Genomic DNA, 13,999 nt, shown 5'->3' on the forward strand with positions numbered 1-13,999 from the left:
GGGTTACGGACGCTGAGGCGTGTCGGTGACGAGCCGGATCCAGTTCTGCACGAACCGGGAATGGCGGCGCTGGTCCAGACCGACGAGCAGGGCGGGGCTCAGCACCACGGGCTGCACGATGCCCTGCGACCGCGCGAGCACGGCTTCCGACGTCCACCGTCCCGGCGTGTCTTCCATGATGGACCCCAGTGCGGCATGACTGGAAGCCACCTGCTGGCCGGCGGGCGACAGCAGCCAGTCGACCAGGGCGCGGCCGAGGTCGGGGTTGGGGGCGGTGCGCGCGATGAGGACCGAGCGCGCCAGCACCAGCACGTAGTCCTGCGGAAACACCACGCCGATGGGCCGGCCCGCCGCCTGGCGCGACAGCGCGTAAGAGCCAAGGATGTTGTAGCCGATGTCGAGTTCGTCGCGCTCGATGGCGTCCAGGATCTCGGCGCTGGTGGCCGCCAGCCGCACGCCGGCCTGGCCCATGGCGTTGGCCAGCCCCCAGAAGTTGGAAGAGACGAGCTCATCCTGTTCGGCCAGCAGATAGCCCAGGCTGCTGGCAGCAATGTCGTAGGTGCCGATGCGTCCGCGCAGGCGCAACGGATCCTGCTCCAGCAGGCGCAGCAGGTCCTGGCGCGAGCGCGGCACGTCAGCCTCCGCGAAACGCTTGGGGTTGTAGACGAAGACGGCGGGCTCGAAGGTGAAGCCGTAGACCTCGTGCCGCCAAATGGCCCACGACGGGAGCCGCGCGGCGTAGGGCGAGGCATAGCTCAGCGCATAGCCATCGTTGGCAAGCCGGATCTGCAGGTCCGACGCGGAACTCATGAGGACGTCCACATCCTTCAATCTCCCTTCGATGGCGGCTTCGTAGAGCTCGCGGCTGCCCATTTCGCGGTACACGACGCTGACGTCGGGGCGATGCGACTGAAACCCCTGGATCAGCGGGGCGACGACGGGCGTGTCCGTGGGGCCGGCGATGGTGAGGACGCGGGAGGACGGCTGCGGGGCAGGATAGCGGGTGATGATCTCGGGGATGCCGGCAACGTGCGGTGCGGCGGGCGGAGCAGCCGCGCCGGTCACCTCGACGCCCGCGGCCCGCACGTCGGCGGACGGCGCGGCCAGCAGCAGGCAGGCGGCGCAGACCGCGGCGGCGGCTGCCATCAGCGTGCGGTTGGCCCCGGCACGCGCCAGCGGCAGGACGACGCGGGCCGTCAGGCCGCCGCCGGGCCGGTCCAGCAGCCACAGCGACCCGCCGTGGGCGACAGCGACGGATCGCACGATCGCCAGTCCCAGTCCGGATCCGGGCAGCGTTTCCCCGGCGCGGCCGCGCGAGAAACGTTGCTGCACCGATTCCTTCTCGTCGTCGGCCACGCCGGGGCCGCGGTCCGAGACAGTGAGCGCGACGCGATAGCCGGCAACGGGCGTGGCCTGGATCTCAACCGGCCCGTCCGGCGCGTAGCGCAGGGCATTGTCGACCAGGTTGCGCAGCATTTCGCGCAGCGCGATCCGATCGCCGGCGATGCGCGCGCGGCGCACTTCGGGCGCAATGGCGATGCGCAGCCGCTGCGCCTCCAACGGACCAATGCGGCGGCGCGTCTCGTTGACGGTTTCCGCCACGCCGACCATCGCGCGGGCGCCCTTGCCGAGCCGGTGGGTGATGGTGGCGTCCATGAGCAGCTGGTTGATGAGCTGGCTGGCGTGGGTGGCGTTCAGATGAATGCGTTCGAGCCGGGCGTGCAAGCGCTGCGGATCGGTCTCGTCCAGCGCTACCTCGGCTTGCGCGCGCAACGAGGCAAGGGGCGTGCGGACCTGGTGCGCGGCATCGGCGACCAGGGTGTTAAGCGTGTCCATGGCGCCAGACAACCGCTGCATGAAGCCGTTGAGCGCTTCGATCAACCGCCGCACTTCGCGCGGGACGGGTTTGACGAGCGGCTCCAGGTCATCCGGCGCGCGCCGCCGCAGTTCGCGTTCGACGACGGCAAGCGGCGCGAAGGCGCGCTGCACGCCAAACCACAACAGGCCGAGCGCGACCAGGGACACGACGACAAGCGGCAGCACGCTGCGGCCAAGAATCTCGCCGGCCAGTGCCTCGCGCGAGCCCAGCGTCTCGGCGACACGCAAGGTGACCCAGCCGGCATGCTGGCTGGCCGAGACCAGGCGGCCAACGGTCGCGACGCGGATGGGTTCGTCGTGATAGCTGAGATAGGTGAAAACGGGCGTGGCCGACTGCGCGAGGGGCAGGCCGGGCGCAAGGTCGCCGTACCCGGTGATGAGCCTGCCGTTTGAAGTGCGCGCTTCATAGAACACACGCTCGCCGCCGGACAGCATGGCCAGCGAGGACACGGGCGGCTCGACGGTGACTTCGTTGTCTTCGATCTGGACGGACCCGGCAATGGTCAGCGCTGAGGCCGCGAGCAGCCGGTCAAACGCCTGCTCGGCGGCGCGTTGGGCATAACCGCGCAAAAAGAACACGAGCCCGATGAGCGCGCAGGCGAGCAGCACGGCGCCCAACGTGAAGACGCGCTGCCGGATGGAAAAGCTTTCAGGGATGTTCATGGCTGCGGGCCTGATACCCGACGCCCCGCACGGTGACGATATCCACGGACGCACCCGCAAGCTTTTTGCGAAGCCGCGAGATAAGCAGCTCAAGCGCATTGAGCGAGCCGTCGTCCAGGTCGAAGATTTGGTTCATGAGGCGTTCCTTGGCAACCGTCTGGCCCAGCTTGCCGACCAGGATCTCAAGCAACCGGAATTCCCGCCGCCCCAGCTCCAGGGGCGTGCCGGCCAGTTCGACATGCCGATTCGCCAGATCCAGACTGAGATTGCCGTAATGCGCCACACTGGTGGTCTGCCCCGCAGGCCGCCGCAACAAGGCGCGCAGCCGGGCTTCCAGTTCGCGCAGATCGAACGGCTTGACCAGGTAGTCATCAGCGCCCAGATCCAGCATGTCGATCTTGTCTTCGATCTCGGCGCGTGCCGTCATGACGAGCACAGGCGCCTCAAGACCTGCCGCCCGCAACTCTCGGATAAGCGTAAATCCATCCTTGCCGGGCAAATTGATATCCAGCACGAGTGCGTCCCAGGTCTCATCCAACCCCCAACGCAACGCCTGCACGCCATCACGCACCCACTGCACACTATGACCCGCCGAACGCAGCTTGCTCTCAGCGGCATCGCCAAGATCGAGATTGTCCTCGACCAGCAGAATGCGCATGTTTGCTCCTCCTTTGTTGTGCTTTTTTCTGGGGAGTTTAACGGGGGGCGTTGATGCGCGGGGGTGTTGATGTGCTCTTCAGGTTACTGGCTGATTGGGAGGGGCGTTTGCTTGGGTGGGTCTTTGGCGTTCTTGAGGCGTCCGGCACGGCGGCGACCCGGGGCGCGCGGGGCCACGATTGCGGTCCGGAGCCTTCGCTCCGGACTGCCCCGTCGTCATCTTCGTCCGCCTTCGGCTCCCTTCAGATTCCCTCGGGCTTATCGACGCCCCGCGCACCCCGGGTCGCCACCGCACCGGACTCTGGCAATAGAAATCTGATGGTCGCTGGGGCGGTCGGTGTGCTTGGCATTCTGTTGCCCTCTTTTCCGGGCCAGAAGCATCTTGCGTTGCCCGTCTCCGTTCGGCCGCGCGGGCGGCCTCCGGAGACTTACGCGGCGTCTTGCGGCGTGTTGATGACGCTTCGCGCGTAGGTGCGTGCGTCTCACCAGGTGTCTGACACCCGTATAGATGGTCTTCAAGCTTGAAGGAGCATTTCAGGGGTGTCAGAAACCTTTGCGAGACACCTTTGCGACAGAGATCAGCGCCGCGCGATAACGGCACCAGTCGCCGCTAATCGTCACTTGAACTCAAGTGCCCGATGGGCGGCGCGAACAGATCGGCAGGCTGTGGCGACCCGTCGCCGCGCCGCCCATCACCGCCCACCCCCAACGTGAGGCGGACCATTAGCAAACCAATCACCGCCAGCGCGAAGCGCACCCCCTTGCGACGTCCCACCGCCCCGATGCCGATTGCCGCCGCCCGGGCGGCAGCAATTCGGCGGCCCCGCAGATCTCCTGCCCTGTCCACAGGTCTTGAAGCGCGCAAACCAAAGACCCTGGCAGCACGACGCCGCGGTCACCGTGGGTGCGAGCGCCGTCGATGCGCCCGAGGGAATCTGAAGGGAGCCGAAGGCGGACGAAGATGACGAGGGGGAAGTCCGGAGCGAAGGCTCCGGACCGCAATCGTGGGCGATCGTGCCCACGGTGACCGCGGCGTCGGGCGACCTACGAAGACGGTACGCGACCGACGAAGATCCACCGTATCGTGTGACCTACGAAGACGGTATGCGACCTACGAATACGTTACGCGACCGACGAAGACCAACCGCGACCTACGCAGATTCCCCCTTAACTTCCCCCACAAACCGACAATCCAACTCCAGAGACAACTCATCCATCCCCAGAATATCCACTTCAACAGCCGTCCCCCGCTCAAACTCAGGCATCCCACCCACCCGAGTCACCAGCGGCGCATTCGCAAACCGCACGAGATCCTCGCGCAGCACATGCGCCACCGTCCGCGTCACGCCGTTCTGTTTCAGCCAGCGCAGGCACCAGTAGCGTTCCATTGCGCTCTGGAACTCGGCCCAGGCGGCGTATTGCGCGTCGAAGGCGCCGATGATGGCGAACAGGTCCGCGTCGCGCGGCTTGAAGGGGGCGATCAGGCGGGCGGATACGCCGTGTTCCACCGCGGCGATCAGCTGCCACTGGTTGACCAGGTCGACATAGCGGCGCAGCGGCGACGTGCTCCACGCGTATTGCGGGACGCCGATGGCTTCGTGCGGCAGCGCTTGCGTGCTCATGCGCACGCGGCCCGCTTGTTGCGAGCGGTAGATGCCGGGCACGCCGTGCTGGTTCAGCAGGCCGCCCCACAGGTTGTTGGCCAGGATCATGTACTCGGCGACCATGCGGTCCAGCGGCGCGTTGCGCTGGCGCGGGACCAGGCGCACGGGCGTGTCGGGATCGTCGGGGTTGCCGTCCAGATAAAAGCTGTATTCGACCCGGGAGTTGTTTTCCGGCTTGCCGCGCACATTTTCACGTTGCGCCGACAAGGCCTGGGCCAGCTTCCAGAGCGGACGCAGCCAGTGCCCGTAGGGCAGATCGGCCGTCGGGTCCGCGAGGCTTGCCTCGGTGACCTGGGTGTCCAGCATGTTGTGGCGCAGGTTCTCGCGCACGACGATGCGTTCCAGGCGGGTTTCCGATTCGATGACTTCGCCGGTTTCGGAATTGGCGATGACGTACAGCGACAACGCGGGCACTTCGCGGCCGGCGTCCAGGGAGAACGCCTGGATGACGCTGTCCGGCTGCATCGGGATCTTGTCGCCGGGCATGTAGACGGTGGACAGGCGGGCGCGGGCCAGCTTGTCCAGTTCGCTGTCGCGGGTGACGGACAGGCCCGGCGCGGCGACGTGGATGCCGACGCGCACGCGGCCGTCCGGCAGGGTCGAGACCGACAGCGCATCGTCGATTTCCGTGGTGGTGACGTCGTCCACGGAGTAGATCTCGGCATCGGCCAGCGGCAGTTCGCGGTCGATGGGGGGCAGTTCCACGTCGGGGAAGGCCAGTCCGCGCGGGAAGTTGACGGCCAGGAAGCGGCGCTTGTGCAGCGCGAGCGCGTGCGGCCAGGCGCCCAGTTCGAGCAGCAGGCGGTCCGGGGTCTTGCCCAGCTTGGCGCATGCGGCGTCCAGCGCCTTCCATTGCTGCGAGTTCTTGTCCGGGCGGATCAGCAGCGATTCGGCGGCCTGCGCGATCGGCTCGGGCAGACGGCCGGCGGCCATTTCGTCGACCCATTCCTGCTGCTGCTCGGCCTGACGCTGCTTCTTTTCCAGCGCGGCCAGCGCGGCGGCCAGGATGTCGGGCGGGGCAGGGCGGTAGCGGCCCTTGCCGCGGCGATGGAAGTAAGCCGGCGCGCCGTGCAGGCGCATCAGCAGCGCGGCCTGTTCGACGGGCGTGGGGGCGTGGCCGAAGTAATCGGCTGCCAGGGCGGGCGAGTCGAATTCTTCCTGCGGCGCGCATTCCCACAGGAATTGCAGGTCCAGCGTCTCGGCCGTGGCGGCCGCCTGGCTCATCAGGGTCGCCGGGTCCGGCGAGGCGAAGTTGAACAGGGTGTTGGCGCGCTTGATTTTGCTGCGCTTGCCCGATTCCGACTCCACCTGCAGGCTGGCGTCGGTCTCGGACAGGATATGGCCGGCCTTGAAGCTGCCGTCGTCTTCGTAAAACACATACATGGTGGGGATCGTCCTGGGCGGCGGCCTTGCGCCGCCTTGCGCAGCTTTAGGGGTGTTGAAAGTCGATATTGATTATCAAGGGCGTACCGGCTTGCCGCCTAGGGCGAATTCAAGCACTTCCGGCATCCAGTCCGCGAAATCGGACAGGCCGTGGTCGCTGCCTTGCACGATACGCTGGCGGCAGCCCGCGTACCGGTCGCGCATTTCGCGCCAGTCCAGCACTTCGTCGCCCGTTGCGGCGACCAGAAAATACCGGTCGGGCTGCGTGATGTGCGGCGCATGGATGGCGGCCAGCTCAGCCACATACTCGGGCAAGAAAACGAACGGCGCGCCGGAATGATACATGTGGTGCTCGCCGACCTGGGTGGCAAGGTCGCGCGCGGCGTTGACGGCGGGGTTCAGCAGCACGGCCTTGCAGCCCAGCTGCTCGGCGATCCAGGTGGCGTAGAAACCGCCCAGCGACGAGCCGATGACGGTCAGTTCGCGCGGCGAGGCGGCGTTCGCCAGCCGGTCGCGCGCCATGCCCATGGCCAGGTCGATCGCCGCGCGCGGGCTGGCGGGCAGTTGCGGGCACGCCCAGGCCTCGTTCAGGCCACGCTCGGCCATCGCGTTCGCCATCATGCGCGCTTTGAAGGAATCAGGCGACGACCGGAAACCGTGTAGATAGAGAATCATTGCTTGCTGTTTCCGTCTGCGTTGCGGGAGGCCGGCTGGAGCTGGCCTTGAGGCCGGTCGGGCGGGCCTGCCGGTTCCGGCTGGGCCCGCGCGATCGGCCGGCGGCGGATTCAGCCGCGCGCCTGCAGCGCGTCCAGCAGCTTGCCATGAATGCCGCCAAAGCCGCCATTGCTCATGACCAGCACCTGGTCGCCCGGGCGGGCGGCGCCGGCGACCGCGGCCACGAGCGCGCCGATGTCATCGTAACTGGAAGCCCGGCCGCCCAGGGGCGCGAGCACCTCGTCCGGGTTCCAGCCCAGCGCATGCTTGCCCTCGTTGGCGCCAAAGCAGAACACCAGGTCGGCGTCTGCCAGTGCCTCGGGCAGACGGGCGGCCATGGTGCCCAGCTTCATGGTGTTGGAACGCGGCTCCAGCACGGCCAGGATGCGCGCGGCGCCAATCTGGCGGCGCAAACCTTCAAGGGTGGTGGCGATGGCGGTGGGGTGGTGCGCAAAGTCGTCATAGACCTTGATGCCGTTGACCGTCCCGCGCAGTTCCATGCGGCGCTTGACCCCGCCGAAGCGGGTGAGGGCGTCGATGCCCTGTTCGGCCGGCACGCCGACGTGCTCGGCGGCGGCCAGGGCGGCCAGCGCGTTCATGCGGTTATGTTCGCCCGTCAGCGTCCAGCGCACCGTACCGGCACGCTCGCCGGCGCGGGTGACTTCAAAGGCGCCGTCCGCGTCGGGCGGCGAGGCCTGCCAAGGGCCGTCGGGCCCGAACGTGACGGTATCGGACCAGCATCCTCGCGCAATCACGCGGTCCAGGGCGTCCGAGTGCGTCGGCCGGACGATGCGGCCCGACCCGGGGATCGTGCGCACCAGGTGGTGGAACTGGGTTTCGATGGCAGCCAGATCGGGGAAGATGTCGGCGTGATCGTATTCCAGGTTGTTCAGGATGGCGGTTCGGGGTCGGTAGTGGACGAACTTGGACCGCTTGTCGAAGAATGCCGTGTCGTATTCGTCGGCTTCGATCACGAAGGGGCGGCGCGCCGGATCGTAGCGGGCGGAAACGTGCAGGTCCTGCGCCACGCCGCCGATCAGGAAGTTGGGTGCCAGGCCCGCGGCTTCCAGCACCCAGGCCAGCATCGAGCTGGTGGTGGTCTTGCCATGTGTGCCGGCGACGGCCAGCACATGCGCGCCCGGCAGGATGTTGTCGCCCAGCCATTGCGGACCGGACACGTAGCGCGCCCCGGATTCCAGAATGGCTTCCATCAGCGGATTGCCGCGGCTGACCACGTTGCCGATGACGTACAAGTCCGGCTTGAGCGCCAATTGTTCCGCGCCGAAGCCTTCGATCAGTTCGATCCCCTGTTCGGAAAGCTGGGTGCTCATCGGCGGGTACACGCCCGCGTCGCAACCCGTGACTTTGTGGCCGGCGGCGCGCGCGATCAGCGCCAGCCCGCCCATGAAGGTGCCGCAGATGCCAAGAATGTGCAGGTGCATTGATAAATCTCCTGCCCTGCATTGTATATATAGCGCCGCGACAAGCCGGCGCCGCGCTGGTGCGGCGTAAAACGGCCGCAACGGTTATCATCGCGCCATGAATCGACGCCTACTTCTTTCCGCGGCCGTGGCCGTGGCCGCGACTGTCGCGGGCGGCTACACGCTGATGGGACGCAAGTCCCAGGACGCCGCGGCGCCAGCCGACGCCGGCGATCCGGTGGCCGCCTTGAAGCAGATGAAGCTGCCCGATCTGGCCGGCGCTTCGCATTCGCTGGACGGCTGGAAGGGGCAGCCCATCGTGGTCAATTTCTGGGCCACGTGGTGCGCGCCGTGCGTAAAGGAAATGCCGGCACTAGATGCCTTGCAGAAAAAATACCCGAATGTGCGCTTTGTTGGCTTCGGTGTCGATACTGCAGCCAACATGCAAAAATTTGTCGAGAAAGTACAGGTTTCGTACCCGCTATGGGTGATCGGCGCTGGCGCCATCGATACCCTGCGTAAATTGGGAAATCCCAGCGGGGGCTTGCCTTTTACTATCGTTTTCAACGCAGATGGCAGCATTAACCGGAAGATATTGGGTGAAGTCCAGCCCGATGACCTGGATCGCACCCTGGCGGCGCTGAAGGCGTAAGTCTGTTGGACAAATAGTAGGAATTGGCGTAAAAAGCTGGTTTATCGGCTGTTTTGCCAACAATTGGCAATCCACAATTTGGCACGCGCATGGCGCAAAACATACTGGTATTGCATGGCCCGAACCTGAACCTGCTTGGCACCCGGGAACCTCATATCTACGGCAGTCTTACCCTTGCCCAGATCAATGAGCGTCTCGAGTTGCTCGCGGGTGAATTGGGCGCCACGCTGACTGCGTGGCAAAGCAATCACGAAGGTGCGCTGGTTGACCGCATTCAGGCGGCACGGCAGGACGGCACGGACTTCATCATCATCAACGCAGCGGCCTACACGCACACCAGCGTCGCAATTCGCGATGCGCTGGCCGGGGTCGCGATCCCATTTATTGAAGTACATTTGTCCAATCTGTATAAGCGAGAGCCGTTCAGGCATCACTCTTATCTGTCCGACTTGGCGCAGGGCCTGATCAGCGGCCTGGGCGCGGACGGCTACGAGGCCGCGCTGCGATACGCAGTGCGGCACTGATCTCGCACCAAATTCAACGCTTTTACATCTTATACGGCGCGAACCCGACGCTGGGGCGACGCCGACACTATCTCGGGAAGCAGCTTCTATGGATCTTCGAAAACTCAAAACCCTGATCGACCTGGTGGCTGAATCGGGCATCGCCGAGCTGGAAATCACCGAAGGCGAAGGCAAGGTCAGAATCGTCAAGTTCTCGCAGACTCTGCAGCCGGTGGCCTACCACCAGCCCGAAGCCGGCGTGCCCGCCGCGCCCGTGGCTGCTGCCGCGCCCGCCGCCGCACCGGCCGCGCCCGCTGCCCCGGTCATTCAAGGCCACGTCGTGAAGGCCCCGATGGTCGGCACGTTCTACCGCTCGCCGAACCCGGGCGCCGCCCCGTTCGTCGACGTCGGCGCCACCGTCAAGGAAGGCGACCCGCTGTGCATCATTGAAGCCATGAAGCTGCTCAATGAAATCGAAGCCGACAAGTCCGGCGTCATCAAAGAAATCCTGGTCGAAAACGGTGAGCCCGTCGAGTACGGTCAACCCCTCTTCGTCATTGGCTGATAGCTGAACATGTTCGAAAAAATCCTGATCGCCAATCGGGGCGAAATCGCCCTGCGCATTCAGCGCGCCTGCCGCGAGCTGGGCATCAAGACCGTGGTCGTCCACTCCGAGGCCGACCGCGAAGCCAAGTACGTGCGCCTTGCCGATGAATCCGTGTGCATCGGGCCCGCGCCGTCGCGTGAAAGCTACCTGAACATGCCGGCCATCATCTCGGCCGCCGAAGTCACGGATTCCGAGGCAATCCACCCGGGTTACGGGTTCTTGTCCGAAAATGCCGACTTCGCCGATCGCGTCGAGAAGAGCGGCTTCGTGTTCATCGGCCCGCGTCCGGACACGATCCGCCTGATGGGCGACAAGGTCAGCGCCAAGCGCGCCATGATCGAAGCCGGCGTGCCGGTGGTGCCGGGTTCGGAAGGCGCGTTGCCCGAAGATCCGCAGGAAATCCTGCGCACTGCGCGCGAAGTCGGCTATCCGGTCATCATCAAGGCAGCAGGCGGCGGCGGTGGCCGCGGCATGCGCGTGGTGTACACCGAGGCCGCGCTGCTCAACGCCGTCACGATGACGCGTTCCGAGGCAGGCGCCGCGTTCAACAACCCGGAAGTCTATATGGAGAAGTTCCTCGAGAACCCGCGCCATATCGAAATCCAGGTGCTGGCCGACGGCGGCCGCAATGCGGTCTGGCTGGGCGAGCGCGACTGCTCCATGCAGCGCCGCCACCAGAAAGTGATCGAAGAAGCGCCGGCGCCCGGCATTGCCCGCCGCCTGATCGAGCGCATTGGCGATCGCTGTGCCGACGCCTGCCGCAAGATGGGCTATCGCGGCGCGGGCACGTTCGAATTCCTGTATGAAAACGGCGAGTTCTATTTCATTGAAATGAACACCCGCATCCAGGTCGAACACCCGGTCACCGAACTGATCACGGGCATCGACCTGGTGCAGCAGCAGATCCTGATCGCCGCCGGCGAAAAGTTCACGCTGCGCCAGCGCGACATCGCGTTCAAGGGCCATGCGATCGAATGCCGCATCAACGCGGAAGATCCGTTCCGTTTCGTGCCCAGCCCCGGCCGCATCACGAACTGGCACACGCCGGGCGGTCCTGGCGTTCGCATCGATTCGCACGCGTTCAACGGCTACTTCGTGCCGCCGAACTACGATTCGATGATTGCCAAGGTCATTACTTACGGCGACACGCGTGACCAGGCGCTGGCCCGCATGCGCATCGCGCTGTCGGAAATGGTGGTGGAAGGCATTTCCACCAACATCCCGCTGCATCGCGAAATGCTGCAGGACGCCCGCTTCATCGAAGGCGGCACCAGCATCCATTATCTGGAACACAAGTTGGCGCAGCGTCCCTGACCGACTTTGGGGCCTCACGGCCCCTTTTGCGTTTTGCCTTGTAGATGTTTTAAGGTTGATCGGGCCGCGGCGCATGCCGCGGCCCGTTGACCAGATGGAAGAGAAATTATCATGCGTGAACTCGTGCTCCATTGCTCGGAGGCGCAGGCCGAAGCTTTGTCGGATGCGTTGCTCGAAGCCGGCGTGCTGTCGGTCTCCGTCGAAGACGCCGACTTCGGCACCGACGTCGAGCGTCCCCTGTTCGGCGAGCCCGGCACCGAGCCCGACGTCCAGGCCTGGGACCGCAACCGTGTCGTCGCCTTGCTGCCGGACGGAGCCGATCCCGCGCAGATCATGGAAGAAGCCGCGCAATCCGGAGAGCTCGAAGCGTCGGTCTTTGACGGCTGGAGCCTGCGCGACGTGCCGGACGCCGACTGGGTGCGCCTGACGCAATCGCAGTTCGGCCCGATCCACATTGCCGAGCGGCTCTGGATCGTCCCCAGCTGGCATCGCGACAATCCCGACGTGCCGGGCATGGACGCCGCGGCCGCGCCGGACCAGGACGGCGCCATCCATATCGAACTGGACCCGGGTCTGGCCTTTGGCACCGGCAGCCATCCGACCACGCACCTGTGCCTGGCCTGGCTGGAAGCCGAATTGCCTGCCGGCGCGACCGTGCTGGACTATGGCTGCGGATCGGGCATTCTGGCCATCGCCGCGCGCAAGCTGGGCGCTGGCCCCACGCAGGCGGTCGACATCGACGCGCAGGCGGTGCAAAGCACGGTCTTCAACGCCGAGGTCAACAAGGTCGAACTGCAGGCCATTCTGCCCGATGCGCTGGCCGACGGAACGTTCGAAGTGGTTGTCGCCAACATCCTGTCCAATCCGTTGAAGGTGCTGGCGCCCATGTTGGCCGGCCGCGTCGCCGCGGGCGGCCATCTGGTGCTGTCGGGCGTGCTCGAACGTCAGGCCGAGGAAGTCGCCGCCGCCTACGCGCCGTGGCTTGCCATGTCGGTCTGGCGCGCGCGCGACGGCTGGGTGTGCCTGCACGGCCGCAAGCCTTAAGCTGCGGCAGCAGGAGCACGCCTCATGGCTCTGACCACCCGCTGCCCGCAGTGCGGCACGTCTTTCAAGGTGGTGCCCGACCAGCTTCGGGTCCGCAATGGGTTGGTGCGTTGCGGCGCCTGCTCCACCGTGTTCGACGGCCGTGCGTGTCTGGTGTCCGCGCCGGGCGCACCTGTTGTAGCGACAGCGCCGGCCAGTGCGCCGCTGCCGTCTTCCGCCGCGGCCGTGGCCGCGCCGGTCCTGGCCGCGCCCGAGCCGCACCCGCCCGCCGCCCCGATTCCTGAACCCGCCTACGCGCCGCCCGCCATCCCGGCGCGAGCGCCAGCAGTCGCGCCGCCCAAGCCGCCCGCGCCTGCAGCCGCGCCGCCCGCGCCGCCCAAGCCGCTCGAGCCCCAAGAGCCACGTATCGTCCTGCCTTGGGAAGACGAACCCGAGGCGCCGCCCGCGCCCATGGTCCGGTCCGCGCCCACGATGCCGTCCGCGCCGGCGGTTCCGCCCGCAGTGCTGCGTGGCCGCGATGACATTCGCAAGCGCACCGAGCCGCAGGCCGCCGCCGACGACGACATCGAAGACGACGATTACGCCGACGATGACGGCGAGCCGTTCCTGCGCGCGCCCGAGCCACCTCGCGCCGCGCCCGCGCACCCGCTCCCGGCGTATCGCCAGGAACCCATCGTTGCCCGCCGATCGGACGAGCCGACGCTGGATTGGCGCGCCGGCCGCGCGTCAACCGGCGAGCGCAACAACCTGTACAACGATCCGCGCGAAGGTCTGCGCGACGACTCGCACGACGACCGGCACGACGACACTTACGACGACGCGTACGACGACGTGCGGGACCTCGAGCGCGACGACGAATACGATCAAGACGACGACCGGGATGCCGGCGCGCACGAGCCGGTGCTGGGCGACACCCGCACGCGTTACTCCAGCGCCACGGACGTGGGCCGGGCGCCGCCCGAATTCCTGGACCAGGACCGCATCGAGCGCAGCGGCCTGGTGCGCAAGCTGTGGGGCTACGCCTGCCTCGTGGGTCTGATCGCACTGGCGCTGCAACTGCTGTACGCGTATCGCACCGACATCGCCAACTCCGTGCCGGCGCTGCGCCCGGTCCTGGAAGCTGTCTGCAAGCCGCTGGACTGCACCGTTGGCTACGCGCGCCGGCGCGATCTCATCAGCATTTCCTCGTCGTCGCTGCAGCCGCCAACGGGCGCCGCCGCCATCGACGATGGCCGTACCCGCCTGGTGCTGACCGTGATGCTGCACAACCGCTACGACAAGCCGCAGTATTGGCCGGCGCTGGTGCTGGAACTGAATGACCTGTCGGACACGGTGGTCGTGCGCAAGGTGCTGATGCCCGAAGACTACCTCACGCCGCAGCAGCTGGCCGGCCCGTTCGGCCCGCAAGGCGCCCTGAAGATTTCCGTCCCCATTGAAGTGACCGGCGTTCAGGTCAATGGCTACCAACTCGACAAGTTTTTTCCGTAAAGGATGACAAG

At 66.3% G+C, this 13,999-nt stretch carries 11 protein-coding genes; 6 read left to right on the forward strand and 5 right to left on the reverse strand.

Annotation, left to right across the window (positions count from 1 at the left end):
- Nucleotides 1-3: 3 nt before the first annotated feature.
- The 5 genes from H4P35_RS02690 to mpl all read right to left on the reverse strand — a co-directional run bounded on the left by H4P35_RS02690 (nucleotide 4) and on the right by mpl (nucleotide 8,401).
- Entirely contained in the window at nucleotides 4-2,541 is a 2,538-nt protein-coding gene (locus tag H4P35_RS02690) for an extracellular solute-binding protein (protein WP_180100368.1), read from the reverse strand.
- Complete coding sequence (locus H4P35_RS02695; RefSeq protein ID WP_226847983.1) at nucleotides 2,528-3,199, reverse strand: response regulator transcription factor; 672 nt, start codon at nucleotides 3,197-3,199, stop codon at nucleotides 2,528-2,530. The genes H4P35_RS02690 and H4P35_RS02695 overlap by 14 nt, the downstream gene beginning before the upstream one ends.
- Before the next feature lie 1,150 nt (nucleotides 3,200-4,349).
- A complete protein-coding gene (locus H4P35_RS02700) occupies nucleotides 4,350-6,245 on the reverse strand; it encodes a ribonuclease catalytic domain-containing protein (RefSeq protein ID WP_226847985.1) in 1,896 nt (631 codons plus the stop codon).
- A 75-nt stretch (nucleotides 6,246-6,320) separates the two neighbouring features.
- Nucleotides 6,321-6,920 carry a YqiA/YcfP family alpha/beta fold hydrolase gene (locus H4P35_RS02705; protein WP_226847987.1) on the reverse strand — a complete coding sequence of 200 codons (600 nt, stop codon included), beginning with the start codon at nucleotides 6,918-6,920 and terminating at the stop codon, nucleotides 6,321-6,323.
- Between the two features lie 110 nt (nucleotides 6,921-7,030).
- Nucleotides 7,031-8,401, reverse strand: coding sequence for a UDP-N-acetylmuramate:L-alanyl-gamma-D-glutamyl-meso-diaminopimelate ligase (gene mpl / locus H4P35_RS02710; protein ID WP_226847989.1), 1,371 nt, complete (start codon nucleotides 8,399-8,401; stop codon nucleotides 7,031-7,033).
- 97 nt (nucleotides 8,402-8,498) lie between these two features.
- Here mpl and H4P35_RS02715 point away from each other — a divergent pair, with 97 nt between their 5' ends.
- The 6 genes from H4P35_RS02715 (at nucleotide 8,499) to H4P35_RS02740 (ending at nucleotide 13,988) form a co-directional block, all read left to right on the forward strand.
- Nucleotides 8,499-9,032, forward strand: coding sequence for a TlpA disulfide reductase family protein (locus H4P35_RS02715; RefSeq protein ID WP_180100365.1), 534 nt, complete (start codon nucleotides 8,499-8,501; stop codon nucleotides 9,030-9,032).
- An 89-nt stretch (nucleotides 9,033-9,121) separates the two neighbouring features.
- Nucleotides 9,122-9,556, forward strand: a complete 435-nt coding sequence (aroQ, locus tag H4P35_RS02720) for a type II 3-dehydroquinate dehydratase (RefSeq protein ID WP_056327805.1) — start codon at nucleotides 9,122-9,124, stop codon at nucleotides 9,554-9,556.
- An 88-nt stretch (nucleotides 9,557-9,644) separates the two neighbouring features.
- Nucleotides 9,645-10,100 (forward strand): acetyl-CoA carboxylase biotin carboxyl carrier protein, encoded by a 456-nt coding sequence (gene accB, locus H4P35_RS02725; protein ID WP_056327806.1) that lies wholly within the window; start codon nucleotides 9,645-9,647, stop codon nucleotides 10,098-10,100.
- 9 nt (nucleotides 10,101-10,109) lie between these two features.
- Nucleotides 10,110-11,456 (forward strand): acetyl-CoA carboxylase biotin carboxylase subunit, encoded by a 1,347-nt coding sequence (gene accC / locus H4P35_RS02730; RefSeq protein WP_056327807.1) that lies wholly within the window; start codon nucleotides 10,110-10,112, stop codon nucleotides 11,454-11,456.
- 111 nt (nucleotides 11,457-11,567) lie between these two features.
- Nucleotides 11,568-12,500, forward strand: a complete 933-nt coding sequence (gene prmA, locus H4P35_RS02735) for a 50S ribosomal protein L11 methyltransferase (protein ID WP_226847991.1) — start codon at nucleotides 11,568-11,570, stop codon at nucleotides 12,498-12,500.
- 24 nt (nucleotides 12,501-12,524) lie between these two features.
- A complete protein-coding gene (locus tag H4P35_RS02740; protein ID WP_226847993.1) occupies nucleotides 12,525-13,988 on the forward strand; it encodes a DUF3426 domain-containing protein in 1,464 nt (487 codons plus the stop codon).
- Nucleotides 13,989-13,999: the final 11 nt, after the last annotated feature.

It is taken from the genome of Achromobacter sp. 77 (assembly GCF_020541125.1).
GTDB lineage: Bacteria > Pseudomonadota > Gammaproteobacteria > Burkholderiales > Burkholderiaceae_B > Achromobacter > Achromobacter mucicolens.

Coding starts and splice junctions, on each gene's coding strand:
- H4P35_RS02690 (WP_180100368.1), bottom strand. CDS start 2,541: ATGAACATCCCTGAAAGCTTTTCCATCCGGCAGCGCGTCTTCACGTTG.
- H4P35_RS02695 (WP_226847983.1), bottom strand. CDS start 3,199: ATGCGCATTCTGCTGGTCGAGGACAATCTCGATCTTGGCGATGCCGCT.
- H4P35_RS02700 (WP_226847985.1), bottom strand. CDS start 6,245: ATGTATGTGTTTTACGAAGACGACGGCAGCTTCAAGGCCGGCCATATC.
- H4P35_RS02705 (WP_226847987.1), bottom strand. CDS start 6,920: ATGATTCTCTATCTACACGGTTTCCGGTCGTCGCCTGATTCCTTCAAA.
- mpl (WP_226847989.1), bottom strand. CDS start 8,401: ATGCACCTGCACATTCTTGGCATCTGCGGCACCTTCATGGGCGGGCTG.
- H4P35_RS02715 (WP_180100365.1), top strand. CDS start 8,499: ATGAATCGACGCCTACTTCTTTCCGCGGCCGTGGCCGTGGCCGCGACT.
- aroQ (WP_056327805.1), top strand. CDS start 9,122: ATGGCGCAAAACATACTGGTATTGCATGGCCCGAACCTGAACCTGCTT.
- accB (WP_056327806.1), top strand. CDS start 9,645: ATGGATCTTCGAAAACTCAAAACCCTGATCGACCTGGTGGCTGAATCG.
- accC (WP_056327807.1), top strand. CDS start 10,110: ATGTTCGAAAAAATCCTGATCGCCAATCGGGGCGAAATCGCCCTGCGC.
- prmA (WP_226847991.1), top strand. CDS start 11,568: ATGCGTGAACTCGTGCTCCATTGCTCGGAGGCGCAGGCCGAAGCTTTG.
- H4P35_RS02740 (WP_226847993.1), top strand. CDS start 12,525: ATGGCTCTGACCACCCGCTGCCCGCAGTGCGGCACGTCTTTCAAGGTG.